Consider the following 26,783-nt stretch of genomic DNA (forward strand, 5'->3'; position numbering starts at 1 on the left):
TGTCGGATGGCTCACGGTAGGTTACTCGACTGCCGCTCCGGGGCGCTGACCCGCGCGCGCAGCCGCGCCGCGGTCTTCTCCGAGATCACCCGGAACGTGGCGGCGGCGGTCGCGAGCACCTCGCCGTCGACCCGGAACACCGCCGAGGCGGTCACGTCGGGCCCGGTCACCCGGTCGATCTCGGCCCGGGCCAGGTACGGCACGCCGATGCGCAGCGGACGCCGGAAGTCGGTGGAGCTGGCCAGCGTGATCGCGATCCGGCCGGTGGTGGTGACCACCGCCCAGGCCATCGCCTCGGCCAGCACGGCCATCGCGAGTCCGGCGTGGACGTAGGTCGGGGCGCCGCAGTGCAGCTCGTCGAAGCGCACGGTCGTCTCGACGTGGCCGTCGGCGTCGTCGTACCAGAGCGGGACCGCCAGGCCGTGCGGGTTGCCCGGCGCGCAGACGAAGCAGCGTGAGCCGGGCGCCTCGTGCAGCCGTCGCAGGGTCATCCCCGGGCCCCGGCCCCGAGCTCGCGCAGCAGCCGCTTGTCGACCTTCCCGACGCTGGTGCGCGGCAGGTCGGCCACCACCTCCAGCCGGTCCGGCAGCTTGTACCCGGCCAGCCCGCGCCCGGTGAGGAAGGCGCGCAGCTCGTCCAGCCCGATTGGCTCGCCGCGCGGCACCAGGTAGACGCAGATCTTCTCGCCGAGGGTGGCGTCCGGCACGGCCACCGCCGCGCAGGCCCGCACCGCCGGGTGGGCGCCGACGTGGTCCTCCAGCTCGGTGGCGCCGACCTTCTCGCCGCCCCGGTTGATGACGTCCTTGATCCGCCCCCGCACGGCGAGGTTCCCGGCCCCGGTGATCCGGACCAGGTCACCGGTGCGCAGAAACCCGTCGGGAGTGAACGCCCCGGCGTTGTAGCTCTCCGCCCGGTAGTAGCCGCGCAGCGTGCACGGCCCCCGGACGAGCAGCTCGCCGACCTCGCCGGGGGGCACGTCCACGCCGTCGGCGTCGACCACCCGGTACTCGTCGGCGGCGGCCAGCGGCCGGCCCTGGGTGTGCGCCACCACGTCCGGCGGGTCGGTGAGCCGGGTGTAGCTGAGGACTCCCTCGGCCATGCCGAACCAGTGGGTGAGCCGGCAGCCCGCCGCCATCACCCGGTACGCCACCTCGGGTTGCAGGTTCGCGCCGCCGACCTGGAGCAGCACCGGGCGCAGGTCCACCTCCAGCAGCGGGGCCAGGTCCACCCAGACCGGCAGCAGCGGCGGCATCAGGGTGGTGAAGGTGACGCCCTCGGCGGTGATCAGGCCGAACGCGTCGTCCGGGCTCGGCGTCGGGCTGAGCACCACGGTGCCACCCACCGCCAGGGTGCCCAGCACCCCGGGGCAGCCCAGCGCCGCGTTGTGCGCCGCCGGCAGCGCCGCCAGGTAGACCGAACGCTCGTCCACGCCGAGCGCCTCGGCGCAGGCCCGCAGCTGGTAGGCGTAGTCGTCGTGGGTGCGGGGGATCAGCTTCGGCAAGCCGGTGGTGCCACCGGAGAGCAGGAAGAAGGCGATGTCGCCGGGCGCCGGCCCGGGCAGCGCCACCGGGTCGTTGTCCACCTCGGACAGCCCCCGGAACTCGCCGGGCTCGCCGACGATCAGCACGTGTTCCAGCGCCGGGCTGGCGGCGCGCAGCTCCGCGGCGAGCGGCCGGTAGTCGAAGCCGGCGAAGCGGTCCGGCGCCACGTAGGCGCGGGCGCCGGTCAGCGCGGCCAGGTGGCCGAGTTCCGCCATCCGGTGCGGCGCCAGCGCGTACACCGGCAGCGCGCCGAGCCGGAACAGCGCCAGGGAGAGCTGCACCAGCTCCGCCACGTTGGGCAGCTGCACCAGCACCCGGTCGCCGGGGCGGATGCCGAGCGCCACCAGGCCGGCCGCCGTGCGGTCCGCCCGCCGGTCCAGCTCCGCGTAGCTCCACCGCCGCTCGCCGTGCACCAGCGCGGTCCGGTCCCGGTCCGGCACCTCCCGACCGATGGCGCCGAGCGTCTCGCCCCGCCAGTAGCCCTCGGCGCGGTAGCGCCGGGCGAACTCCTCCGGCCAGGGCACGAAACCGTCCACTGCGTCCACGCCCCGCACTATCGGTGGCGGGCCTCCGGCGCGGCAAGGGCGCGCAATGCGCGGTCCGCCGGCGGCAACGGCGCTCGTTGCGCCCTCCGGCGGGCGGTCCGTAGGGTCCGACTCGCCCGCGTGCTGAGTCGATGGAGGTACGCCATGACCCGACCGCTGTCGGCGAGGACCCCGGCCGGTGCCCGGATGGTCGAACTGGCCGAGGAACACGCGGCGGACTTCGCCACCCGGGCGGCCCGGCACGACGCGGAGAACACCTTCGTCCGGGAGAACTTCGACGCGATGCGGGCCAGCGGCTTCCTCGCCGCCACCGCCCCGGCCGAGGCCGGCGGGCTCGGCGTCGACTCGCTGCACGACATGACCGTCGCGGTGTCCCGGCTGGCCCGCGGCTGCCCGGCCACCGCCATCGCCGCGAACATGCACCTCGGCTTCACCTTCGACATCAGCCGCACGCTGCGCCGGTCGGCGGACGACGGGCCGTTCACCGCCCAGCTGCGCATCCTGGTCAAGCTGCTGGGCCGCGGCCGGTTGGTGATGTCGCACGCCGGCACCGAGCCGGGCGGGGCGTTCTCCTTCCCCACCACCGAGGCCCGGCCCGCCGACGGCGGCTACCTGATCAGCGGGCACAAGACCTTCGCCACCAACTCGGCGGTCGCCGACGCGTTCACCGTCTTCGTCCGGGTGCCCGACGGCGCCGGCTGGTACCGGATGGGCAGCGCGGTGATCCGGCGCGGCACCCCGGGGTTGACCGTGCTGGACAACTGGGACGCGGTCGGGATGCGCGGCTCGGGCAGCAACGACGTGGTGCTCACCGACTGCTTCGTCCCGGCCGACATGGTGCAGCTCGGCGGCCGGGTGGGGGAGCCGACCACGGCGATGTGGCCGGGTCTGGTCGCGGTGAACTTCCCGCTCGTCGGGGCGTACCTGGGCATCGCCGAGGCGGCGCGCGAGCTCACCGTGACGACCGCCCGGAGCCGCAAGCGCAAGCCGTACGACCAGCTGCTGGCCGAGCGCCCGGCGGTGCAGGTGCAGCTGGCCGAGATGGAGGTGGCGCTGGCCACCGCCCGGGCCACCCTGGGCCGCACCTGCGAGGCGATGGACGAGTTCCTGGCGCTGCCCGAGGAGGAGCTGACCATGGCCGCCGTGCACCGGGCGGTGATGGACTACCAGTGCACCAAGCTCATCGTCAACCGGGCCGCGGCGGAGGTGGTCGACCAGGCGATGACCGTGGTCGGCGGCGGGTCGTACCTCACCGGGCACCCACTCGGTCGGCTCTACCGGGACGTGCGGGCGGGCGGCTTCATGCAGCCCTACTCGCCGATCGAGGCCCGGGAGTTCATCGGCCGGGTGTCGCTGGGTCTGGATCCGTTCGCCGAGCTGCGGACGCTGGTTCCGCCGCCGGCGCCGGACGCGGCCCCGGCCGGTGCAGGAACCACAGCGGAATCCCGATGACCCGTACGGTGCGCACCGCCCGCCAGCCCAGTGCCCGGTAGAACCGGACGTTGGCCCCGGTGTCGGTCTCGCACCAGCAGTCGCGCCCGTCGGCGTCCATCACGGCGATCAGCTCGCGTACCAGCCGCCCGCCGACGCCCAGGCCCTGGAACCCCGGCTCCACCGCCACCGGACCCAGGTGCCAGTGCGGCTCCGGCAGGTCGTTGACCGCGTACGTCGCCTGCACGTAGTCGGCGCGGGCCGGGTCGCCGGGCGGCGGCTCGGGCCCGCCCGCCACCGCCGTGGCGCGCGGGCCGTAGGTGGCGCCGACGCAGGCGCCCGGCGGGGTGGCCCCGGCGACGCCGACCAGGCACCCCCGGTGGAACGCGCCGACGGCGGGGCCCGGCGGCCGGTGGAAGAAGGCGGTCCAGATCGGCTGCATGTGCGCCAGCCGGTCGAACGGGTCGGGGCCGCACATCGCCCGGGTGGTCGGGTTGTCCCGCATCGCCCGGGCGGTCAGCCCGCCGGCCAGCCGCCGCTCGTCGGGACGCAGGCCACGGACCTCCAGCCGGGGCGGGTCGCCGTGGTCAGCCATGTCGCGGAACGTAGCAGCGCCGCGTCGGGCCGTGCCAATGTGTGGCAATGACGTCTGTCGACAGTGGCCCGGTCAGCTTCACCGTCCTGGTCGGCAACCCGAGGCCCCGGTCGCGCACCCGGGGCGTGGTGCTGGCGGCGGCGGACCTGCTGCGCGAGCGGCTGGCCGAGACCGGGGTCGAGCTGGCCGCCCCGACCCTGGTCGACCTCGCCGAGCTGCCGGCCGGGCTGATCGTGGCCGAGGACCGGTGTGCCGCGGTGCGCGAGGCGTACGCCGCGGTGACCGGCGCGACGCTGCTGCTGGTCGCCTCGCCCACCTACAAGGGCAGCTACACCGGGCTGTTGAAGCTCTTCCTGGACCTGCTGCCCCGGCACGGCCTGGCCGGCACGGTGGCGGTGCCGATGATGACCGCCGCCGACCGCGGTCACCGGCACGCGGTGGAGAGCTACCTGCGCCCGCTGCTGGTCGCGCTCGGGGCGGCGGTGCCCACCGCGGGACTGTCCGTGCTGGAGTCGGAGTTCGCCGCCGTCGAACGGGTGCTGTCGGCCTGGTCGGCCGGGGCGACGCCGGCGCTCGGCGGGCTGCTGGACCGGCGGTCCCGCCCGCTGCTCAGCCGCGCCTGACCGACCGACCCGCCGGCTCGGCCCAACCCGTCAGGGGTGGCGGCCCTCGTCGATCCAGCGGCGGAACAGCGCCACGTCCTCGTCCGGCCAGGGCGCGTCGCACGGCATCGAGCCGTCGGCGAGGCGCTCGTGGATGGCCTCGGCCCACGCGCAGACGTCGGCGTGGTCGGACAGGTCGAAGGCGTGCGGCATCTCGAGGTCCAGTTCGCGGAAGAGCGGCAGCACGTCCCTGGAGAAACTCACCGGCTCCGGCACGCCTGGCAGTGTCGCCGCCGACCGGAGCGCCGTTCAACTGGGGAGTCGCGCCACTCGCCCGGGCCCCGCGCGGTTCTGCGCGCCTTGTCGCCCCGACAGCGCCGCGCCTATGTTCCACCACGACCCAGGTCGCCGCCGACCGGTCGCGCCGGGAGGAGAAGCGATGTCTGCACACCCCCTGATCTGCGGGCTCAAGATGACCCACGACGGCGGCTTCGCGATCGTGGAGGGCGACCGGCTGCTGCTCTCGGTCGAGGCGGAGAAGCTGGAGAACCGGGAGCGGCACGCGACCTTCAACCGGTCCGCCGACATCACCGCGCGGCTGCGCGACGCCGGGGTCTGCCCGGCCGACCTGAGCAGCGTGGTCATCGACGGCTGGGCCCGGGGCCGGGAGAACGAGAGCTGGGTCGAGGTGATCGACGACGCCGGGACCGCCCGGCCGGTCGAGGTGGCCGGCTACGACGACGCGCCGGCGGACTCGCCCCGGCTGCTCGACGGGCGGGTCGGCACCAGCCCGCTCTTCGGCCCCGAGCCGACGGATTTCCGCAGCTTCAGCCACGCCACTGACCACGCCTTCGCCAGCTACTGCACCAGCGACGTCGCCGCCCGGGAGGAGCCGGCGCTGATGCTGGTCTGGGACGGCGGGATGGCGCCGAACCTCTACCACTACGACCCCCGGCGGCGCGCGGTGCGGGCGTACGGCCCGGTGGCGGAGGTCTCCGGCGGCATCTACCCGATCTTCGCGTCGCACTTCGGCCCGTTCCGGGTCGACCACTCGCGGCGGCTCGCCTCGAACCCCGGCCCGGGCATGGAGGCGCTGCTCCCGGTCTCCGGCAAGGCGATGGCGTACGCCTCGCTCGACCCGCCCTCCGAGGAGGCCATCAAGCTGATGGAGGGCGTCACCGCGACGATGCTGCCGATCGACCGGGCCATCAAGTCGTACGGGTGGAGCCGGCGGGTGCAGCAGGAGGCGGTCGCCCTGGGGCTCTCCGACGCCGCGCTGCTCGCCTCCTTCCAGGAACACCTGTTCCGGGTGCTCGTCGACGGGCTCAAGCAGAAGCTCGCCGAGCTGCCCGAGCTGGACGGCCTGCCGATCTGCCTCTCCGGCGGCTGCGCCCTGAACATCAAGTGGAACGCCGGGCTGCGCGCCAGCGGCCTCTTCGCCGACGTCTGGGTGCCGCCGTTCCCCAACGACGCCGGCTCGGCGATCGGCGCGGCCTGCGTGGAGATGATCCGCACCACCGGGCGCTCCGCGCTGCGCTGGTCGGTCTTCGCCGGCCCGCCGGTGACGCCGACCCGGCGGGTGCCGGCCGGCTGGTCCAGCCGCCCCTGTGAGCTCGAGGAGCTCGCCAAGCTCCTGGTGGAGCAGGGCGAGCCGGTGGTCGTGGTGCACGGGCCGGCCGAGCTGGGCCCCCGCGCGCTCGGGCACCGCAGCATCATCGCCCCGGCCACCAGCCCGGCCATGAAGGACCGGCTCAACGCCATGAAGGGGCGGGAGTGGTACCGGCCGGTGGCCCCGATCTGCCTGCAGGACCGGGCCCCCGAGGTGTTCAGCCCGGGCACCCGCGACCCGTACATGCTCTTCGACCACTCCGTCCGTCCGGAGTGGAAGGACCGGATCCCGGCGGTGGTGCACCTGGACGGCAGCGCCCGGTTGCAGACCGTGGACACCGACAACCCGACGATGCACCGGCTGCTGACCGCGTACGAGCGGCTCACCGGCGTCCCGGTGCTCTGCAACACCAGCGCCAACTTCAAGGGCTCGGGCTTCTTCCCCGACGCGGCCTCGGTGATGCGCTGGGCCCAGGCCCGCTACGTCTGGTCCGAGGGCGTGCTGCACTGGACCGACGCCGAGCCCGTCGCCGGCTGACCCCGCCGACCGGTCCCGCCGCCCTCCAACCCCCCTGGAGGCGGCGGGACCGCTCGCCCGGTCCCCAGGAACGCCTTGAGTCGTCAGGCCCGGTCGCCGCGCCCGTCTGCTCGTCGCGCCGGAGCGCAGGATCCGCCGCACATCGCGGAAGTCGCCCTCCCGCCGGCTCGGGCAGGCAGCAACTTCGGCGAAGTTGTCCCCTGCGGGCTCCGGGCAGGCAGCGACTTCGGCGAAGTTGTCCCCTCCGGGCTCGGGGCAGGCAGCGACTTCCGGGAGGTTGTCTCCTCGCTCGCGAGGCTCAGTCGGGCCGCGACGTCGGGGAGTTGCGCCCCTCAGGCGCGGCGTCAGCGGCGGCCGGTGCCGCTGGGTGAGCGGCGGCGTGGCTGACGCGGGCGGGTGCCGACCGCCTCCGCCTCGCGCAGCGCCCGGATCCGGTCGGCGTCGTAGCCGAGCCACTCCGCGAGCACCTCGTCGGTGTGCTGGTCGAACAGGGGAGCGGGCCGGGGCGGCGGCAGCGGGTCGCCGGCCAGCCGGACCGGCAGCGCGAGGTGCGCCCGCCGGCCGGCGACCGGATGGTCGCCCTCCTCCACCAGCCCGGCGGCGTGCAGCGTCCCGTCGGCGTACCGGCGGCGCAGGTCGGCCACCGGCTCGGCGGCGGCCCCCTCGGCCCGCAGCCGGGCCAGCACCTCGGCGCTGGTCAGGGCGGCGGCCCAGCCGGCCACCGCCGCCGGCGTCGCGGTCGAGCCCGGCCGCCGGTCGACGTACGCGACGTGCCCGTCCCGGGTGGCGACGATGCCCGAGCAGGGCACCCCCGGCTCGGCGTCGCCGAGGCGCGCCGGGTCCCGGCCCTCCCGGGCGGCGAGCACCAGCCCTTCGCCGAGCTGCAACCAGAGCGTCTCCTGCTGGGACAGGTCGAGCCAGTCACCCCGCCCGTGCCGGGCCCGCCCGGCCAGCGCGGCCAGCACGGCGACCACGCCGTGCACCCCGGCCACCGCGTCCGGGTAGTAGACCGGGCTGACCGCGGCCGGCTCGGCGGGCGAACCGTAGCGGGCCGCGAAGCCGCCCATCCCCTCGGTGAGCATCCCGTAGCCGGCCATCGACCGGTACGGCCCGGTCGCGCCGAGCGCCGGCATGGTGACGACCACCAGCCCCCGCTCGACCTGCCGGCGTACGTCGTCGGCCACGCCCCGCTTCTCCAGCACGTCGTGGGTCATGTTCACCACCAGCACGTCCGCCACCGCGACCAGGTCCCGGAACACGTCGGCGCCGGCCGGGGTGGCCAGGTCCACCGAGATCCCGCGCTTGCCCCGGTTCAGGCTGTTGAACTGGGCGGAGGCGTCCCAGGTGCAGTCGTCCGGGTCCGCCCCGTCGGGCGCCGGCACGCCGAGCTCGCGCCACCGGTGCCGGCTCCGCCAGCCGTCCGGGCGGTTGCCGACCTCGACGCGCACCACGTCCGCGCCGAGCGTGCCGAGGAACCGGCCGGTGAGCGGCCCGGCCCAGGCCAGCGTCAGCTCCAGCACGCGCACCCGGGACAGCTCCGGCGGCCGGGGCGGCGCCGCCGACCGGGGCCGGCCGGGGCGGAACCAACCGGTGTCCCCGCCCGGGTCGGCGAGGCGGACCGGCAGCTGCTCGGGCAGCAGCCGGCTGCGCCACGGGCGCGCCGCCACCCGGCCGCCGGTGGCCCCGGTCAGCGGGGCGAGGAAGCCCCGCTCGGCCAGGTGCGGGTCGGCGAGCGCGTCCCGCGCGGTGAGCACCATCGCCGCCGCCCAGCCGGCGTCCAGCGCGGCCCGGAAGATCTCCGCCCGGGTGCGCGCGGCGTACCAGGGGCGCAGCTCGGCGGCGAGCAGCCGCCGGTTGCGCCACCGGTGCGCCCAGACGAACCGCTCGTCGTACGGCAGGTCGGGGCGGCCGTACACGGCGCACTGCCGCAGCCAGTCCTCCGCCCGTACGGTGCCGGGCACCACCTGCCCGTCGGCGCAGGCGAACACTCCGGACGGGAAGGTGCGGGCCAGGTGCCCGGCGTTGCGGCGCGCCTCGTCCGGGTCGTCCGGGCGGCCGGAGCTGGCGGTGTAGAGCAGCCCGGCGCCCTGCGCCTCGAACGCGGTCAGCAGCGCCCCCAGCCAGCTCACCCGGGCGCCGCCGGCCCGGCGCGCCAGCCCGGCCAGCGCGGCCGCCGCCGCGTACGCTCCGGCCAGGTACTGCGACTGCCAGCCGGGGAACCGGTGCGGCACGCCGTCGTCGTCCACGCTCACCGCCAGCAGCCCGGACGCCGCCTGCACCAGCAGCTCCTCGCCGGTGTCCAGGCCGGAGGTCACGGTGACCACCAGCGGACCGTCCACCGGCGGCAGCGTCCCGTCGTCGAGCACCACGTCCGCCCAGCCCAGCGCCGCCGGCAGCACCTCCCGGCCGACCAGCCGCTTGCCGGCGTTGAGGTGCACGAAGACCGGGCCGGGGCGGTGCTGCCCCCCGCCGTCGACCGGCAGGTCCCGCGCCGGGTCGCCGCCGGGCGGTTCCGCCTTCACCACGGTGGCGCCGAGCATGGCCAGCAGCCGGCCGGCGTACGGGCCGGCCACCCCGGTGGCCAGCTCCAGCACCCGCAGCCCGTGCAGCGGCCCGGTCACCGGGCGCCGCCGGGGAAGAAGTGGTGGTGGTCCGAGCCGGTGATCTCGTAGATCGCGGTGCCCCGCCGGCCGTCGTCGGTGACCACCGCGAGGTGGTGCTGCCCGCCCCCGCGCCGGCCGTAGCGGGCGTTCCACCCGCCGCTGCCGGTCACCCCGATCCGCCCGCCGTCGGCGAGGTCGAACTCCACCCGGCCGGCGAGGCCGTGCACCGGCGCGCCGGCCCGCCCGTACCCGACCGGCCGGCCGTCCGCCCCGGTCCAGTGCAGCCGGTGCCGGAAGCCGGTGACCGGCACCGGCTCCCGGTCGCCGGCCGGGGCCCAGCAGCCCTCGCAGTAGGCCCGGCCACCGTCCGGCCGTTCCCAGCACCAGACGCCGAACATCCCGTCGCCGAGTTGCACGGCCAGCCACATCCACAGCGGCACGCGGGCGTGGTCGCGGACGCCCCAGGAGTGGTCCCGCTGCCCCCACCAGCGGCGCACCGGCCGCTGCTCGCCGTCGACCGAGTACCAGCCGTCGAACCAGCCGGACTGGAACAGGTGGCGCTGGTCCCACACCAGCCGGCCGCGCGCCGACATCGACCCGCGGGGCAGCAGGTACGGCCGGGTCCGGGCGGTCCAGGTCAGGTCGAAGCCGACCGGTGCGGCTCCGGCCGCCACGGCCAGCCGCACCCGGCGGTACGGCTGGAGCACGTCCACCCGGGCCGGACCGACCGCCGTGGTGCGCGGGTCGTCGCCGTACCGGCGGGTGAAGCGGGCGAACCGCAACCGCCCGTCGATCCGGCTCATCTGCAGGCAGTCGAAGCCGTCCCGGCCGGGGTGGCTGGTGAGGTTCAGGATCAGCACGTCGCCCGGACGGTCCGGCCGGTGCGCCACGAAGTAGCAGCTCTCCTGCCAGTACGCCGGCGGGTCGGCCGGCGGCGGCCCGAACGCCTCGTCGGGCAGGGCTTCCTCACCGGTCCTGGTCGAGGACATCGAACGCCTCCAGATCCGTCGCGTGGGCCGCGTGCCGCTCGGCCAGGGACACGAACATGTCGTCGCTCGCGGCGTCGGCCGCGACGAGCATCGCCCCGACCACGGTCATGTGCACCCCGGCGAGGGCGCCGAGCCGCCACGCGCGGCGGCACTCCGCCTCGCCCCAGCACACCCCGGCAACGGCCAGCGCCCGCCGGTAGTGCCGCAGCAGCTCCTCCTCGCGGTTCCGCCGCACGCCCACCGGCAGCGCGCCGCCGACCAGGTACGCCGCGTCGCTCGGGCCGGGCCCGACCGCCACGGTCTGCCAGTCCACGACGGTCAGCGGCGCGGTGCCGGGGGCGTCACCGAAGAGCAGGTTGTCCAGCCGGAAGTCGCCGTGCAGCAGGGTGTACGGGGGCTGGTGCGCGGCGGCCCAGCGGCGTACCCGGGTGGCGAGCCCGGTCACCACCGCCCGGGCCCGGGGCGACAGCCGTTCGCCGAACCGGGCCAGGAACCCGTCGGCGGTCACCCGGTACGCCGCGGCCCGCCGCCGGTCGGCCGCCGGGCCGGGCACCGGCAGCCACTGCTGACCGGACAGCCCCGCCCCGCCCCAGAACCGCGCCTGCAACCGGGCCAGTTCGCCGAGCGCCAGGGCGACGTCGTCCGGCGCGGCCCCGCACACCTGGTCCCGGGGGCGGGCCGGGGCGGCGTCCCCGAGCAGCAGCACGAACTCGCCGGTCCCCGGCGCCGCCGCGGCGAGATGGCAGCGTGGCACCCGGATCGGCACGGCCGGCGCGAGCCGGCGGTAGAAGAGCAGTTCCCGGCGGTAGGCGTCGCTGTCGGTGCCGGTGCGTCGGGTGCGCTCGTCGGCGGCGGCGAACTTGCCGATCACCGTGTCCGGTCCGGCCCCGGACGGCGACCAGCGCAGGTGCAGCCGGAGGCAGCGGGACAGCTTCCCGCCGCCCACCGGCGCGGGCGCCACGTCGGTGACCCGGGCGCCGTCCGCCGCCGCGCCGCTGGCCCGTAGCGCGTCGGTCAGCCAGGCCGGGGTGACCCGTTCCGGGGCGGGGATCACGCGGCCACCGTGGCCGCGGTGAGCACCAGCCCGTCGCCGATCCGGAACCGGCCGGTGATCCCGCGCAGGCAGTCGGGGGCCGGCACCAGCAGGTCCACGGTGAACGTGCCGGCCAGGCCGCCGGCCGGCGCGACGTCGCCGGCCGGGTCGAGGCGGACCAGGGCGTCGCGGAAGCCGAGCCAGCGCCCGGTGAGCGGGTGCCAGACCTTGTAGACGCTCTCCTTGGCGGAGAAGAACACCGTGTCGAGGTGGCTGCCGGGCGGCTGCCCGCGCAACCAGCTCCGCTCCGCCGGCAGCAGGATCCGCTCGGCCACCCGGGCCGGCAGCGGCCGGTGCGGCTCGGCGTCGACGCCGACGGCGAGCAGGTCGGCGCGGCGGGCCACGGCGGCGCCCCGGTAGCCGCGGCAGTGGGTGATGCTGCCGACGAAGCCGGCCGGCCAGCGCGGCGCGCGGTCGGGACCGGTCGGGATGGCCACCGGCGGCACCCCGAACCGGGCCAGCGCCCGCCGCGCGCACGCCCGCCCGGTGAGGTACTCGCCGCGCCGGCCCGCGCCGGCCCGGGCCACCGCCGCCGCCTCCTCGGCCAGCGGTACGGCGGCCGGGTCGTCGTCGGGCCGCTCGGCGACCCGCACGGCAGCCGGCAGCAGCTCGCCCAGCACGTCAGCTCCCGAGCAGGGTTCGGGCCAGGTCGGCCCGGTGCCGGGCCGACGACGCGTCGAAGGCGCGCGCCCACAGCGCCCGCCGGTACCACCGGTGCACCGGGTGCTCCCAGGTCATCCCGATCCCGCCGAGCACCTGGATGGCGTGCTCGCAGCCGCGTACCGCCGCGTCGCGGGCGGCGACCAGCGCGCCGGCGACCGCCTCCGACACGGCCTCGGTCGGCTGCTCGTCGGCCCGGCCGGCCAGCCAGGCCGCCCGGTAGACCAGCGAGTGCGCCAGTTCGACGGCCACGTAGCTGTCCGCGACCCGGAAGCTGACCCCCTGGAACGCCCCGATCGGCCGGCCGAACTGGGTGCGGGTCCGGGCGTGCGCGACGGCCAGGTCGTACGCCCGGCGGGCCACCCCGAGCGCCTCGGCCGCCAGCAGGGTGTGTGCCCGCCAGCGCAGCCGGCGCAGCGCCGCCGGGGTGGCGGCGACGTCGGCGACCGGTTCGGCCGGGGTGCCGTCGCAGCTCAGGTCGGCCGGCCGGCGCAGCCCGTCCAGCCCGGCGCGGTCGACGACGGTCACCCCGACCTCGTCACGCCGGACCCGGAACAGCGCCACCCCCTCGGCGGTGCCGGCGGTGAGCAGCACGTCGTCGGCGGCGGCCAGGTCGGGGACGAGCCGCTTCACGCCCGACACCCGCCAGCCACCGCCGGGGCCGGTGACCGCCCGCACCGCGCTGCGCCGGTGCGCGGCGTCCAGCGTCGCGCAGTCGTCGTCGTGGCAGCCGAAGGTGGCCGGCGCGGTGCCGGGCAGGTTCGCGCTCAGCGTGCTCCACCAGGGCACCGGGTGCAGCGCGTAGCCGGACTCGTCGGCCAGCACCGCCCGCTCCACCAGGCCGAGGTCGGCGTCCCGCCAGCCCAGGTCCACCAGCGGCGCCCAGCCGTCGGCGGCGTGCCCGGCGCCGTCGGCGAGCGTGGCCACCCGCTCCGCCGGGTAGCGCTCGGCGAGGTAGCCACGGGCGACCTCCCGCAGGTGCCGCTGCTCCTCGGTGAAGCCGAACTCCATCCCGCCCCCTCGTCAGCGCCAGCGCGGCAGGCCGGCGACCCGCTCGGCGATGAGCCCGCGCAGAATCTCCGAGGTGCCGCCCTCGATGGTGTTGCCCCGGCTGCGCAGCAACTGCCCGGGCCAGTAGCCGGCCCAGTACGCGTCCGGCCCGTCCAGCGTCGCGCCGGCGCCGAGCAACCGGACCGCCAGGTCGCAGACCCGCTGGTGCACGTGCGACCAGTGCAGCTTGAGCACCGCGCTCTCCGGGCCCGGCTCACCGGTGCGCTGCAACCCGGTCAGCGCCCGGTAGCCGGTCCAGCGCAGCGCCTGCAGCTCCACGTGCAGCTGGGCCACCTCGTCGCGGACCAGCGGGTCGCCGGCGTGACCGGTGGCCCGCACCGTCGCCAGCAACCGGTCGAACTGGACGCTGAGCCGGGCGTTCAGGGTGATGCCGAAGGTGCCGCGCTCGTGGGCGAGCGTGGTCATCGCCACCGCCCAGCCCTCGTCGACCTCGCCGACCACGCGGTCGTCCCCGACCGGCACCCCGTCGAGCAGGATCTGGCCGAACTCGGCCGCCCCGTTGAGCTGGCGCAGCGGCCGCACCGTCACCCCCGGCGCCCGCATGTCGAGCAGGAAGCAGGTGAGGCCGCGGTGCCGCGGCCCGTCCGGCCCGGTCCGGGCCAGCAGCAGGCAGTGGTCGGCGAGCGGGGCGTACGAGGACCAGAGCTTCTCGCCGTCGACGACGAAGCCGCCGGGCACCCGCCGCGCGGCGGTGCGGACGGCGGCCAGGTCGGAGCCGGCCTCCGGCTCGGAGAAACCCTGGCAGAAGAGGTGCTCGCCGGTGAGGATCGCGGCCAGGTGGCGCTCCTGCTGGGCCGGGGTGCCGTACCGGATCAGGGTCGGGCCGACCATGTTCAGCCCGATCACGTTGAGCTGGTCCGGGGCGCCGGCCAGCGCGCACTCCTCGGCGAAGATCCCCTGGTGCACCGGGGACAGGCCGCGCCCGCCGTACGCCACCGGCCAGGTCAGGCCGGCGTAGCCGGCGGCGTGCACCTGTTTCGTCCAGTCCCGCAGGGCGCCCGGGTCCGGCGGCGTCGGGTCGGGCGTCGGCTCGGGCAGCCGCTCGCGCAGCCACGCCCGCAGCCCGGCGCGGAACTCGGCCTGCTCGGCACTGTCGTTCAGGTCCACGAGCGACACCGTAGCCACGCGTCGTGGCAGCGGCTACCGTGCGCGACATGAACGCTCCGCGCACCGAGCGGTCGCCCGAGGAGGAGCGGCAGCACCGCAAGCGGCAGCTCGCCGCGACCCTGCGGATCTTCGCCCGGCTCGGCTTCGACGAGGGGGCCGGCGGGCACGTCACCGCGCGCGACCCGATCCGCCCGGACCACTTCTGGATCAACCGGTTCGGCCAGCACTTCGGCCAGGTGCGGGTCAGCGACCTGCTCCTGGTCGACCACGCCGGGACCGTGGTGGCGGGGACCGGCACCATCAACCCGGCCGGGTACGCGATCCACTCGCAGATCCACCTGGCCCGCCCGGACGTCGTCGCCGCGGCGCACACCCACTCCACGTACGGCCGGGCCTGGTCGACCCTGGGCCGGGCGCTCGACCCGATCACCCAGGACGCCTGCGCGTTCTTCGAGGACCACGAGGTGCACGAGCACTACTCCGGGGTGGTGCTCGACCCGGCCGAGGGCAAGCGGATCGCCGGCACGCTCGGCGACCGCAAGGCGGTGATCCTGCGCAACCACGGCCTGCTCACCGTCGGCGGCAGCGTGGCCGAGGCGGCCTGGTGGTTCGTGTCGATGGACCGCTGCTGCCAGGTGCAGCTGCTCGCGGAGGCGGCCGGTCGGCCGGTGCCGGTCGACCCGGCGGACGCCCGGGCCACCCGGGCCACCATCGGCACGCCGGCGTTGGGGCGGCTGAACTTCCGGCCGCTCTACGACGACGTGGTCCGCGCCGAGCCGGACCTGCTGGACTGATCGTGGCCCGACTCCTCGACGAGCTGGTCCGCGACCGGGCCGGGGAGCCGGCGCTCGCCGACCGGCACCGCCGCCTCGACTGGTGGGCGCTGAACGACCGGGTCAACCGGTGGCTGCGGGTGCTGCGCGGGTGCGGCCTGTCGACCGGGGACACCGTGGCGGTGGTGGTCGGCAACCGGGTCGAGGTGTTCGAGGCGCTCCTCGCCGGCCTGCACGGCGGGCTGCGCGTGGTCCCGGTGAACTGGCATCTCACCGCGCCGGAGCTGCGGCACATCCTGACCGACTCGGGCAGCCGCGCGGTGCTGGTGGACGCGCCCCGGGCCGGCGTCGTCGCCGCCGCGCTGCGCCCCGGCGAGTGCCCGGTCCGGCTGCTCGTCGGCGCCGCCGAGGCGGCCGGCTGCACCGCCGTCGAGCCGCTGCTCGCCGCCGCCGACCCGGCGGAGCCGGACGGTCAGGTCTGCGGCTCGGTGATGCTCTACACCTCCGGCACCACCGGGGCGCCGAAGGGCGTGGTGAACGGGGTGTTCCGGCAGGGCGAGTCGCTGGCCGGGGTGGGCCGGCTGCTGGCGTACGCCGGACTGGTGCTGAGGGTGCCGGCCGCCGGCCGGGCCCTGCTGGTCGGCCCCTGGTACCACTCCGCGCAGCTCTACTTCGCGCTGCTGCCCCTGCTGCGCGGCTGCGAGCTGCGGATCGAGGAACGCTTCGACCCGGAACGGACGCTGCGGCTGATCGACGCCGAATCGATCACCGTGTGCCACCTGGTGCCCACCCAGTTCGTCCGCCTGCTGCGGCTGCCGGAGCCGGTGCGCCGCCGCTTCCACGGCGGCGGCCTGCGGCGGGTCTGGCACGGCGGCGGCCCGTGCGGCCCGGAGGTGAAGCGCCGCATGATCGAGTGGTGGGGCCCGGTGGTGGTGGAGTACTACGCGGCCACCGAGGGCGGCGTGGTGACCCTCATCGAGGCCGACGAGTGGCTCGCCCGGCCGGGCAGCGTCGGGCGCGCCGTGCCACCGACCCGGATCCTCATCGCCGGGCCGGACGGCGCGGAACTGCCGCCGGGCCGGGTCGGCCGGGTCTTCTTCCGCCGCGGCGCGGCGCAGGACTTCCACTACCACGGCGACCCGGCCAAGACCCGGGAGGCGCACCTGGCCCCGGGCGTCTACACCTACGGCGAGCTGGGGTACGTCGACGACGAGGGCTACCTCTACCTCACCGGCCGGCACAGCCAGACCATCGTCTCCGGTGGGGTGAACGTCTACCCGGCCGAGGTGGAGGCGGCTCTGCTGGCCCACGAGGCGGTCCAGGACGTGGCCGTGCTCGGGGTGCCGGACGAGGAGTTCGGTGAGCGGGTGTGCGCGGTGGTGCAGCTGACCGGGCAGGGGCTGGCCGCCGCCGACGCGCCCGCCACACTGGACCGGCACTGCCGCACCCGGCTGGCCGGGTTCAAGGTGCCCCGGGTGTGGCGGGTGGTCGACCGGCTGCCCCGCGACGAGACCGGCAAGCTGCGCCGCGAGGCGCTGCGGTCGCTGGCGCCGCGACCGCCGGCCGCCGCGCGCTCCTAGCGACCGGGCAGCACTCGCCGTGGAGCCGGGTTCCGCCCCGATCGGGCTGCGCTCACCCGAGCCGGGTCTTCTGCACCTTGCCGAGGGCGTTGCGGGGCAGCGCGTCCACCAGGTGCACCCGGCGGGGTCGCTTGTGGACCGACAGCAGGCGGGCCACGAAGTCGATCAGCTCCGTCTCGGTCACCCCGTCGCCGACCACGTACGCGGTCACCTGCTGGCCCAGCACCGGGTCCGGGGCGCCCACCACCGCCGCCTCGCGTACCCCGGGATGGGCCAGCAGCGCCTCCTCGACCTCCCCGGCGCCGATCCGGTAGCCGCCACTCTTGATCAGATCGGTCGAGGCGCGCCCGACGATCCGGTGCCGCCCGTCCGGGCCGATCGTCGCGATGTCGCCGGTGCGGTACCAGCCGTCGCCGGTGCGGGTGGCGGCGTCCGCGTCCGGCCGGTTGAGGTAGCCGTCGAAGAGCGTCGGACCCGAGACCACCAGCTCACCCATCGCCGACCCGTCCGTGGGCAGCGGGTCGCCGTGCTCGTCGGCCAGCCGGGTGCGGACGCCGGGCAGCGGCAGGCCCACGCAACCGGCCTCGCGGGGCCCGTCCGCCCGGGCGCTCACCGTGATCAGGGTCTCGGTCATCCCGTACCGCTCCACCACCCGGTGCCCGGTGAGCGCGCGCAGGCCGGCGAAGACCGGCGCGGGCAGCGCCGCGCTGCCGGAGACCAGCAACCGGGCCCGGCGCAGTGCCCGAGCGGCCGACGGGTCGGCGCAGACCCGGGACCAGACGGTCGGCACCCCGAACAGCAGCGTCCCGCCCGCGGCGGCGTACCGCTCGGGGTACGGGCGTCCGACATGGTCCAGCCGGCTGCCGTGTCGCAGCGGCCCGAGCAGCCCCAGCACCAGTCCGTGTACGTGGAACAGCGGCAACCCGTGCACCAGCAGGTCGTCGGGACTCCAGGCCCAGGCGTCGGCGAGCCCGTCCAGGCAGGCGGCGATCGCCCGGCGGGAGAGCAGCACCCCCTTGGGCAGCCCGGTGGTCCCACTGGTGTAGAGGATCAGCGCGGGCCGGCCCGGGTCGGGCTCCGGGTGGCTGGCCGAGGAGACCAGGTGCGGTGACACGGGGATCACCGGCAGTCCGCCGCCGTCGACGTCGTCCCCCTCGGCGGCCAGCACGGCGGCCGCGACGGAGTCCCGCAGGATGTGCTCGCGTTCCATCGGCCCGGCGTCGGGCGGCACCGGCACCACGGTGACGTCCGCCAGCAGCGCGCCGACGATCCCCACCACCGTCTCCAGCGACGGGGTGGCCAGCACGGCCACCCGCTCCAGCCCGCGGATGCGGTCGGCGACCGCCGTGGCGCGGGCGAGCAACTGCGCCCGGGAGATCGACCGGCCGGCCACCCGGACCGCGTCCGGAGGGTCGTCCGGGGCCTCCGACAACGCCGTCAACAGGGTCACGTCGTCGCCTCTCACGAGCGGCGGGGCGGTCGCCGGCGGGCGGACCGGAGCCCGGTGGCGCGGGCCCGGCCCGACCGTAGCCACCGCCCGGGCCTGCCCACCACCCCTGGGCGTCGGGTCGTTCCCGATCGCGGCGGGCCGGTGCCGGGCGTCCACCCGTCCTCCCTCGACCGACGGGTCCTGCGCCGACCGTCCTGTCTGTAGGGTTCGCGGGGTGGCTGCGGGCCACGGACCGTCTCCCACCCGGTGGCCGGGAGGCGGATTACTGTCGGAATCCTGCCTGTGCGAGTTCGCCGACCAGCAGCACAGTGGCAGGGTTTGCGCACCGGCGGGCGTCGCGTCGACGGTTGTCGGGGCATCCTACGGCGGGCCAGGGGGTGATCTTGAGCATCACGGAGGAGGAGTCGTCCCGGACGGATGTCGCGGCACAGGCACTCGTCGCTGTCGTCGAGGCCGACGTGCACGACGGGCTGGGGCGTGTGCCGGCGTCGACCCTGCGCGACGCCGCGGTGGCGGCGGCCCTGCTGGCGCGGGAGGCCGCGCTGATCGCGTCCATCGTCACTCCCGACGACCGTCGTCGCGACGGCGCCGAACCGCGCGTGGTGCGGCTGCTCGGCCGGCTGTGCGACACGGCGTACGCCGCCGAGGACCACCAGCTCAGCCAGCTGCTCGACTGGTTCGCGAGGGCGTGGTTGGGGCGCCCGTTCAACGGTTCCATCTACGGCGGCCGGCACCTGCCGGAGGAGGTGTACGCCCCCCTCGCCGCGCTGACCGACCAGGTCGGCGACGCGCCGGTGATGATCTGCGCGGCCGCGCGCCAGGAACTGGAGCGGGTGCTGGGCGCGCTGGAGCGCGACGCGTTCCGGCTGAGCGCGATCGACCGCGAGGTGACCAGCGCGCTGTTCGTCAAGCCCGTCCGCGAGGTCGTCGCGGCGGCCCGCGCCGGGCGGCCGCACGATGCCGGCCTGCTCGGTGAGCGCCCGGAGGAACTGGTGGCCATCGCCAACCGGACGCTGCGCGAGCCGATCCCGACGAACGGTCGACGCTGGCCGCTGCTGGTGCGGGCGACCGAACAGATCCAGGACCACGTACGCCGGTTGATCGAGCTGGGACGGCTGTCGCAGGGCGCTGTCGTGCCGCCCGCCGTACCCGGCCACGGTCTGCCCGCGCCGCTGGCCGAGCTCCTGGACATCGCCCTCACCGCGGCCGAGCCGCCGCCCGCCGGCGAGCGCCTCCCGGAGGCGGTGGCGAAGGCCGCGCTCGCGCACGCCGGCACGCCCGAGCTGGGTTGCCGGGTGGCGGCCGTGCTGGCGGGTCTCGACATCGCGACGGCCGAGGTCGAGGAGGCCCTGGCACCGTTGCAGGACCTGCACGAGCGCGTCCTCGAATACGCCGCCCGCTGTCCGGACGACGCCGAGGTGGAGGAGGTCGCGGCGCTGATCGGCGAGGGCATCGCCGACTGTGACCTCGGGTACGCCCGGGACGGCCTCGAGTTGCTCGCCGTGACGGTGCGTGGAGCGGAACTGCGGCGGCGGCTCGCCCGGATCGACAACCGGATCGACACCATGCCCCCGGACCGGGCCCGCAGCGCCGGCCCGCACCTGCGGGCCGCCCGGATCGCCATCGACGAACAGCGGTTCGAGGACGCCGAGTTCCACCTGACCGAGATCGACGGCCCGACCGACACCGGGGCCCGGTCCGCACCGACCCCGGGTGCGGCGACCGCGCCGCCGACCCCGTCCCTGGCGGACTTCAAGCGCCGCCGCGACGTGTCCGACCTGTCCGCCCTGTCCGCCGCGATCGAGCAGGCCGTCGCCGACGGTGACCGCGACGAGCTGCTCGCGCTGGTGCGCCGCCTCGGCCGGCCCGACACCGGCGAGATCGTCGACCTGGTGATCGACCGGTTCGCCACCGACGGCGAGCTCGTCGAGGCGTTGCTCTCCGGCCTTCCCCCACGGCAGCGCCCCGCGCTGCTGCACCGGCTGGCCGAGGTGCGGCGTGCCCGCGGCGACGAGGCGGGCGCCGAGGAGGCCGCGCGGCGCAGCCGGCCGCCCGTCCCGCCGGCCGACCTGACGGTGGCGGCGCCGCTGCCGGCCGCCTACCTGCTCGTCCCGCGGACGAACCCGTCGTCGACCGACGACGCCCGCCCGTCCGCGGCCGAACTGGCCGACGACGCCCGCGCCGGCGCCGCCATCTCCCTCGGCTGGGCGGTGGGGCAGTACGTGGTCGCCGGGGAACCGGTGCGGGGTCTGGAGCTGTACCGCGAGTGCGCGGAGCGCTTCTACGGCAACGCGACGTTGGCGTGGAACCTGGGCTGTGCGTACGCCGCGGTGGGCTGCCGCGCCGAGGCGCTCGGCGCGCTGAGGTACTTCGTCGACTTCATGGCGGATCGGGTGCCGGCGGAGCAGCGCGCCGCGCTGACCGAGTTCCTCCGGGTCAACGGCGAGCTGGCGCCGGAGTGGGTGCCGACCGCCGCGGCGCCGGCCGTGCCGCACCACGTCATGCAGGCGCAGGAGAAGGCCGCGAAGGCACTGTACGAGCAGGGCCAGGCCGAGGCGGCGCTGCGCCGGATCCGTCGCCTGCTGCGGGTGGCCCCGCACTCACCCGGCGCCTTCCTGCTGCTGCGGATCTGTCGGGAGCAGCGCTGGCTGGACCAGGCCCGCGAGTCGGTCACGGAGATCGCGGCGGCCGGGGCCGCGAACTGGCGCCACCACTACGAACTGGCCCGGATCGCGGTGGAGGTCGGTGCCGCCGACCTCGCGGAGGAGCACCTGCGGACGGCGGCCGACCTCGGCGCGTCGGTGGACGAGCTGCACCGGTTGCGGCAGCGGATGAGTGCCGACCGGCCGGGCGGCCGGGTGCGGCCGAACGGTGCGGCGGAACCGACGGCCGGGGCGACGGCGCTGCCCCGGGTTCCGCAGCCGCGCGACCTGATCCGTGAGGTGCGCGCCGCCATCGTCGACCCGCACGACCCGTCCTACCTGGTGGAGCTCGCGCGCCAGGCCCTCAAGGCGACGCCCTCGGCCGCCCCGGTGATCCTGGCGGAGGTCCTGGCCGCGCCGCAGGCCGAGGAGCTGCTACGGGCGTTGGTCCGGTTCCTGCCGGCCGAGGGCCAGCTCAGCGCGGTGCTGGTGCTGGCGCCCGAACTCAGCTACGCCGGCCGCACCCGGGACGCGATCGAACTCCTGCGGGGCATGGAGTCCGTCGTCCGGCCGACGGAGTTGCCGCGGGTGTGGCTGACCCTGCAACGGCTGATGCGGGACGCGGGCATCGACCCGGACAGCGAACCGGGCGGCTGGCTCCGGCTGCCCGCCGCGCCCGGACCGCCGCGGCCGGACGGCCCCGCGCTCGCCCCGCCGCCATGGATCACCGACATCGTGGTCACGTCGGGCACCCCGCCCGCGGTCCACCGGGCCCATCAGGTGCAGCTCGAGCAGGGACCGGCGGCCGCGGCGCCGCTGTGGCGGGACGCCGTCGCCGCCGGCTTCGGCCTGGCGCTGCCCAACGCCCTCGGCTCGCTGGTGCTGACCGGGCGGGCGGGGGAGGCCGTGGCGCTCTACCGGCAGACGTCGGATCGCCTCTACCTGGTGGCCAGCGCGGCATGGAACCTCGGCTGCGCCTTCGCCCAGCTCGGCGACCTGGAGTCGGCCTGCGCCGCCTTCGAGTACCACACCCGGGTCACCTCCCGGACGTACCTGCCCGAGCAGCGGGCCGCCCTGGAGCGGCTCTTCGCCGAACTCGGACGCCCGCTGCCGATGCCGGTCGCCTATTCCGGGTGGCGCTCCGTCCCGTCGCCCCGATCGGCCCCACCGGCCGCGGTGGCGTCGGCGTCGCGTGCCGTCGAGGCGTTCCGGCGCGCCCCCGACGCGCACCGGTTCATCGTCGCCAGCTCGGCCCTGCGTGCCGAGATGGCCGACGCCCCGCCGGACCGGCAACGGCTGCTGCTGGCCCGGATCGAGGAGATGTTCGAAGAGCTTCCCTCCCCGACGGCGCATCCGTACGCCGAGCTGATCCGCGCCCTCGCGCTCGCCGGCGAGGACCAGCGGGCGTGGACGATGGTGCTGGACTGCCTCGAGCGGTTCGACCTCGCCGGGGACCTGCTCGCACCGGCACTGGCCCTGGCCACCGGTCGGGACCGGGCGACCCAGCTCGAAGCGATCCTGGGCCGGCACGCGGACGACGCGGACTACACCCGTTACCTGACCCTGGCGAAGCTCGCCCGGAAGCGGGGCGACGGGACGGCGCGCCGGCGGTACGCCGAGGCCGCGTTGCTGCAGAACCCGTCGTCGGCCGAGGCGCGGCAACTACTGGGCAAGCGCGCCCGGCCGACCGAGAGCAGACCGCTACGGGAACGGCGGTCCGCCCTCGAGGAGCTGGTGCGATCCATGACCACCCGGGAGCCCGTCGAGGTCCTCGCCCAACTGCCGGACTATTCGGCCGAGATCAAGCGGCTGGAGAGCCGAGCGGTCGACGTGCTCACCCCGTTCCCACCGCGCGACGAGTTCATGGACATCGACGACGCGGCCCGGCCGGCGGTGGACGCCGGGATCCGCGCCGCCCGCAACGAGGACTGGCCCCTGGCGGCGACCGAATTCGGCGCGGCGCTGCAGATCCAGCCGCGCCATCTGGGGGTGGCGCGCAACGCGGCCGGCGCGCTGATCCGCCTCGGGCGGTTGTCGGACGCCCGGGCCATCGCGGAGTCGATCTCCTACAGCGTCCAGGGCAAGCTGCTGCTCGCCCAGCTCGCGTACGCGGCGGGGGAGCTGGACCAGGCCACCGGGTACCTCGCCGAACTCTCCGTGGCCAGCGTGCCCGAGGCGAACGCGTACGCGTTCGGGCTGGCCGGCGTGCTCCTGCATCTGCAGAACCGCCCCCGCGCGGCCGCCGAGGCGCTGCTGCGCCGCGCCGAGGACGCCCTGCCGGGCCGTCCCGAGTTCGCCGCCGCGCTCGCCGCGGTGATCGCCAACCAGCACGGCCACGACGACCTCGTGCAGCGGGCCGTCGACCTGCTGTTCACGCCCCGGCTGACCAGCGAGCAGGCGGTCGCGTGGGCGATCGAGCGGCACCGGCTGGAGGCCCTCGGCGCGGCCCACGCGCCCGAGCTGCGCCCCGACGATCTCGAAGCGCTGGTGGACCACTTCGCCGGCCACGACCCGGTCCGGCTGCGGAACTTCCTCGACCGGCTGGCGGACCGGCTGCCGGCCGACCGCAACCGTGAGCTGCGGCTGCTCCGGGCACGGGTCGCCGAGGAGTGCGGCCTCGTCGAGGACGCGTTCGCGGCCCGGTTCAGCCTGCTCGATCCGAACGCCCGCGACCGCCGGGCCATGCTCGACGACCTCACCGCGTTCTGCGAACGCACCCTCTACCTGGAGGGTCTGGAACGGGTTCTCGAGGTCAAGCGCGAGTGGCACCTGCTGACGCCGGGCGACCGCGATCGTGCGGAGGCCCAACGCGGCAGCATCGAGTACCGCAGGTCCGTCTACCGCGAGAAGATCAACGCCACCCTGTGGGAGATCCAACGGATCAAGGCGGACGACGACATCGGGCGCGTCGAGCCGCCGCTGGCGGCGTTGACCGACCGGCTGCTCGGGTTCACCGAGGGGACGGGCGTCGCCCAGGCGGTCCACCGGCTCGCCGCGCTGTGGCGGCGCTGCGTCGACCTGCTGCCGCAGGTCGGTGATCCGGCCACCGACGCGGGGCTGCGCAGCGAACTGCTGACGGCGCTGCGGCAGATCCGGTCGCTGCAGGGCGGTCTCGGCTCCCCGGTGGTCGAGGAGGCGGCGGTCACCGTCGGCAAGTGGCTGTACGGGCGATGGGAGCAGATCGCCCGCGACCAGCGCAGCTCCACCGGGGCGATCGAGGTGAACGTGCTCGCCGCCAGCCGGATCGTCGGCGGACCGGTCGAGGCGGTCGTCGAGTTCACCGCGCACGTCGACGTCCGGGACCTGCGCGTCCGGCTCGGCGGCCAGACCACCAACCTCGGGCCGATGGGTGCCGAGGAGCAGCGGACCGAGGGGTTCTGCGCGGACGACGTCGCGGACGACGTGAGCCTGACCGTGACCTTCCAGACCGCCGACGGCCTCCGCGACGAGATCGTCCGGCAGCTCACCCCCGAGGTGGGCGACCAGCACGACCACCCGGTCCGGTCGCTGTTCACACCGAACGTCAGCGCGACCGGCGACATGTTCTTCGGTCGCAACGCCGAGTTGGAGAAGCTGCGTCTGGAGTACGGCGAGGCGCACACCCGCAACGCCACGATCCGTAGCCTGACCGGTCCGCGGAAGGTCGGCAAGACCTCGCTGCTGCAGTGGCTGGAGACGGACGGCCCGCCCGGGACCTGGAAGATCCCCTATGTGCTCCCCATCTACCTGGACGTCAGCTCGTTTCCGTCGGGGGTCCATCCGTTGGGCCGCATCGGCCGCGCGATCGCCTCGGCCGCCGAGGCGCTCGCCGCGCAGGGCCGGTTCACCGACCCGGTCCCGCCGCCGCCGACCGAGCCGGACGACGCGCAGGCGTTCATCCGGTGGTGCCGGCGGCTGCGTGCCGCCTGCGGCGAGCGGATGGGTTTCCTCGTCATCCTCGACGAGATCCAGGAGCTGCTGAAGGATCTCCACGCCCGGCAGGAGCTGGGCCCGGTCGCGGCCAGCCTGCGGACGATCGCCAACAGCGGTGCCGTCGCCCTGCTGCTGTGCGGCTCGTGCACCGGCGCCACGCTGAAATCGCTGCTGGCCGGCACCGCGCTGCAGGACGAGTTGCAGACCGAGACGCTCGGCTACCTCGACCGCCGGGCGACGGAACAGGTCTTCGAGGAGGGCTTCGCCGGGACGGCCCGCATCCTGCCCGAGGCGAGGGCGGAGGTGTGGCGGCTGACGGAGGGCCACCCCAACCACATCCACCACATCGGCAAGAACGTCGCCCTGCGCCTCACGACCGACCGCCGCCGCCTGGTCACCCGCGGCCTGGTCGGCGAGGTCGGGCTCGCCATGGCGAAGACCTCGGCCGCCACGATCGGGATCGTCAAGCTGGAGACGGAGGGGCCGGACGGTCGCGACCTGCTCGTCCAGCTCGCCAACCGGGCGCAGGGGGCCATCGACCTCGGCGAGACGGCCGAGTTGAAGCGGGAACTCGATGCTCGGCACATGGACCAGATCGATCGCTACCTCCTGATCGGCCTGCTGCGGGTCGACCGCGAGCAGTACCGGTGGGCGAACGAGATCATCAACCTGCACGTCCAGCACTTCGCGGAACGGCAGTTCTCCCAGTTGCGGTTCACCATCGAGGAGAGCCACCTGCACGCGAGCCAGTACGAGACCCAGCGAACGTATTCGCTGGGACCGTGCCGTACCCGGCTGGTCATGCGGGAGGGGCAGTTGTTCACCGCGAAGCGGGTGACACAGGGGGCCGACACCGGCGCCCGGTCGCGGGCCGATTCGTCGGCGCTGACCGGCGACGAGACCGCCAAGCTGGTCGACGAGTTCCTCACCTACCTGTCCCGGACGCCGGTGACCGGCGTGCCCCGGTACGTGGGGCGCGAGGGTGACTGGTTCCTCTTCGACCATGCCGAGGGCCGCTCGCTGGCGGAGATCGCCCGGATGCAGCGCGACGTGCCGACCGAGCCGCACAAGCTGGTCCGGTGGATCGCGGCGGCGTGCGACGTGGTGGAGCGGGTCTTCCGGTTGCGGGGGGTCACCCACGGCAACATCAAGCCGGGCAACCTGATCGTGGACGACACCACCGTGAGCGTCGTCGACTGGGGGCGCGGCACCCACGACGGGTCGGCCAACCCGATCAGCGGCGGCACGCCCGGCTACCTCAGCCCGGGCTATCTGCGCCGGCTGGAGCAGGACGAGGGCGGCTCGCGGCCGACGGACGACGTCTTCGCCCTCGGCGTCGTCCTGTACCAGATGCTCGACCCGAACGGCGCGCTGCCCTACGGCACCGATCTCGGCGACCTCGACCGCGCCGACCGGCCGGTCGGGGCCCGGCCGTTGCCGGTCGAGCTGCCGCTGATGGCGTGCCTGAGCCGGGCCGTCGCGCTGCGCGACGAGGACCGCTACGTGACGGCCGCCGACTTCGCGCGCGACCTCCGGCTGGCCGTGCCGGAGGCCGCGCCGGAACGGCCGGCCCAGCTCGCACCCCCGCCCGCGCCGACCCGTGCGGCGGGCCAGAACCTGATCATCCACACAGTCGAGGAGATGAACGTGACCAAGGACGGGATCAGCATCGAGGGCAGCTCGGTCACGAATTCGGTGGTGGGACACAAGAACCGGATCGGAACGTTCGCCGTCGGCGCCGGGGCGGAGGGCTCGGAGCTGTCGTCCCGGCTCGCTCAGCTCGAATCCGCCGTCGAGGCGCTGCGGGCCGAGCTGTCGCCCGGGCTCGCCGACGGCGTGGCCCGGGACCTGGCGGCGTTCACCGGCGAGGCGACCGCGGAGGCGCCGCGGGCAGCCCGGCTCCAGCGCATCGGCGCCGACATCGTCGACGCCGCGGAGACGCTGCCGGCGACGACCCCGCTCTTCCAGCGGGTCGGCCTGCCCGTCATCACCCTGGTCAACGACATCATCAACATGATCGCCGGCTGACGGCGGCGGAGGGCC

Annotated in this window: 17 protein-coding genes; 6 read left to right on the forward strand and 11 right to left on the reverse strand. The window is 75.6% G+C overall.

The genetic code is table 11. The features are described 5' to 3' along the window. Positions 1 to 11 precede the first annotated feature (11 nt). Entirely contained in the window at positions 12 to 491 is a 480-nt protein-coding gene (locus tag AC1WTP_RS04345) for a PaaI family thioesterase (protein ID WP_481647948.1), read from the reverse strand. Then, on the reverse strand, positions 488 to 2,086 hold the full coding sequence (locus AC1WTP_RS04350) for a (2,3-dihydroxybenzoyl)adenylate synthase (protein WP_481647949.1): 1,599 nt from the start codon (positions 2,084 to 2,086) through the stop codon (positions 488 to 490). Before AC1WTP_RS04350 ends, AC1WTP_RS04345 begins: the two co-directional genes overlap by 4 nt. 144 nt (positions 2,087 to 2,230) lie before the next feature. On the opposite strand from AC1WTP_RS04350, the gene AC1WTP_RS04355 reads away from it, so the two are divergent. Next, entirely contained in the window at positions 2,231 to 3,538 is a 1,308-nt protein-coding gene (locus AC1WTP_RS04355) for an acyl-CoA dehydrogenase family protein (RefSeq protein WP_481647950.1), read from the forward strand. Here the strand turns inward: AC1WTP_RS04355 and AC1WTP_RS04360 are convergent. Then, positions 3,423 to 4,112, reverse strand: coding sequence for a GNAT family N-acetyltransferase (locus tag AC1WTP_RS04360; RefSeq protein WP_481647951.1), 690 nt, complete (start codon positions 4,110 to 4,112; stop codon positions 3,423 to 3,425). The two genes, AC1WTP_RS04355 and AC1WTP_RS04360, sit on opposite strands and share 116 nt — an antisense overlap. A gap of 47 nt (positions 4,113 to 4,159) precedes the next feature. On the opposite strand from AC1WTP_RS04360, the gene AC1WTP_RS04365 reads away from it, so the two are divergent. Continuing rightward, positions 4,160 to 4,735 carry an NADPH-dependent FMN reductase gene (locus AC1WTP_RS04365; RefSeq protein WP_481647952.1) on the forward strand — a complete coding sequence of 192 codons (576 nt, stop codon included), beginning with the start codon at positions 4,160 to 4,162 and terminating at the stop codon, positions 4,733 to 4,735. Positions 4,736 to 4,765: 30 nt separating this feature from the next. Here AC1WTP_RS04365 and AC1WTP_RS04370 read toward each other — a convergent pair whose 3' ends face one another. Further along, positions 4,766 to 4,990, reverse strand: a complete 225-nt coding sequence (locus AC1WTP_RS04370) for a hypothetical protein (protein WP_481647953.1) — start codon at positions 4,988 to 4,990, stop codon at positions 4,766 to 4,768. Between the two features lie 163 nt (positions 4,991 to 5,153). Between AC1WTP_RS04370 and AC1WTP_RS04375 the strand changes: the two genes are divergently transcribed. Continuing rightward, positions 5,154 to 6,860: a carbamoyltransferase C-terminal domain-containing protein gene (locus AC1WTP_RS04375; RefSeq protein ID WP_481647954.1), complete on the forward strand. Its 1,707-nt coding sequence runs from the start codon at positions 5,154 to 5,156 to the stop codon at positions 6,858 to 6,860. 344 nt (positions 6,861 to 7,204) lie between these two features. On the opposite strand, the gene AC1WTP_RS04380 is transcribed toward AC1WTP_RS04375, so the two are convergent. From AC1WTP_RS04380 to AC1WTP_RS04405, 6 genes are read right to left on the reverse strand one after another with little or no spacing between them, the layout of a single operon-like run. Next, on the reverse strand, positions 7,205 to 9,481 hold the full coding sequence (locus AC1WTP_RS04380) for a CoA transferase (RefSeq protein WP_481647955.1): 2,277 nt from the start codon (positions 9,479 to 9,481) through the stop codon (positions 7,205 to 7,207). Beyond that, positions 9,478 to 10,452, reverse strand: coding sequence for a hypothetical protein (locus AC1WTP_RS04385; protein WP_481647956.1), 975 nt, complete (start codon positions 10,450 to 10,452; stop codon positions 9,478 to 9,480). The genes AC1WTP_RS04380 and AC1WTP_RS04385 overlap by 4 nt, the downstream gene beginning before the upstream one ends. Then, positions 10,430 to 11,506 (reverse strand): phosphotransferase family protein, encoded by a 1,077-nt coding sequence (locus tag AC1WTP_RS04390; RefSeq protein WP_481647957.1) that lies wholly within the window; start codon positions 11,504 to 11,506, stop codon positions 10,430 to 10,432. Before AC1WTP_RS04390 ends, AC1WTP_RS04385 begins: the two co-directional genes overlap by 23 nt. Beyond that, positions 11,503 to 12,162 (reverse strand): 4'-phosphopantetheinyl transferase family protein, encoded by a 660-nt coding sequence (locus AC1WTP_RS04395; protein WP_481648087.1) that lies wholly within the window; start codon positions 12,160 to 12,162, stop codon positions 11,503 to 11,505. The genes AC1WTP_RS04390 and AC1WTP_RS04395 overlap by 4 nt, the downstream gene beginning before the upstream one ends. Positions 12,163 to 12,166: 4 nt before the next feature. Continuing rightward, positions 12,167 to 13,216: an acyl-CoA dehydrogenase family protein gene (locus AC1WTP_RS04400; RefSeq protein WP_481647958.1), complete on the reverse strand. Its 1,050-nt coding sequence runs from the start codon at positions 13,214 to 13,216 to the stop codon at positions 12,167 to 12,169. A 12-nt stretch (positions 13,217 to 13,228) separates the two neighbouring features. Beyond that, a complete protein-coding gene (locus AC1WTP_RS04405; RefSeq protein ID WP_481647959.1) occupies positions 13,229 to 14,383 on the reverse strand; it encodes an acyl-CoA dehydrogenase family protein in 1,155 nt (384 codons plus the stop codon). 47 nt (positions 14,384 to 14,430) lie between these two features. Here AC1WTP_RS04405 and AC1WTP_RS04410 point away from each other — a divergent pair, with 47 nt between their 5' ends. Beyond that, positions 14,431 to 15,177 (forward strand): class II aldolase/adducin family protein, encoded by a 747-nt coding sequence (locus tag AC1WTP_RS04410; protein WP_481647960.1) that lies wholly within the window; start codon positions 14,431 to 14,433, stop codon positions 15,175 to 15,177. A 2-nt stretch (positions 15,178 to 15,179) separates the two neighbouring features. Continuing rightward, positions 15,180 to 16,736 (forward strand): AMP-binding protein, encoded by a 1,557-nt coding sequence (locus AC1WTP_RS04415; protein WP_481647961.1) that lies wholly within the window; start codon positions 15,180 to 15,182, stop codon positions 16,734 to 16,736. A 52-nt stretch (positions 16,737 to 16,788) separates the two neighbouring features. On the opposite strand, the gene AC1WTP_RS04420 is transcribed toward AC1WTP_RS04415, so the two are convergent. Next, a complete protein-coding gene (locus tag AC1WTP_RS04420; protein WP_481647962.1) occupies positions 16,789 to 18,186 on the reverse strand; it encodes an acyl-CoA synthetase in 1,398 nt (465 codons plus the stop codon). A 383-nt stretch (positions 18,187 to 18,569) separates the two neighbouring features. Here AC1WTP_RS04420 and AC1WTP_RS04425 point away from each other — a divergent pair, with 383 nt between their 5' ends. Beyond that, positions 18,570 to 26,768 (forward strand): protein kinase domain-containing protein, encoded by an 8,199-nt coding sequence (locus AC1WTP_RS04425; RefSeq protein ID WP_481647963.1) that lies wholly within the window; start codon positions 18,570 to 18,572, stop codon positions 26,766 to 26,768. The last annotated feature ends 15 nt before the right edge of the window (positions 26,769 to 26,783 follow it).

The organism is Micromonospora sp. R311, assembly GCF_056780015.1.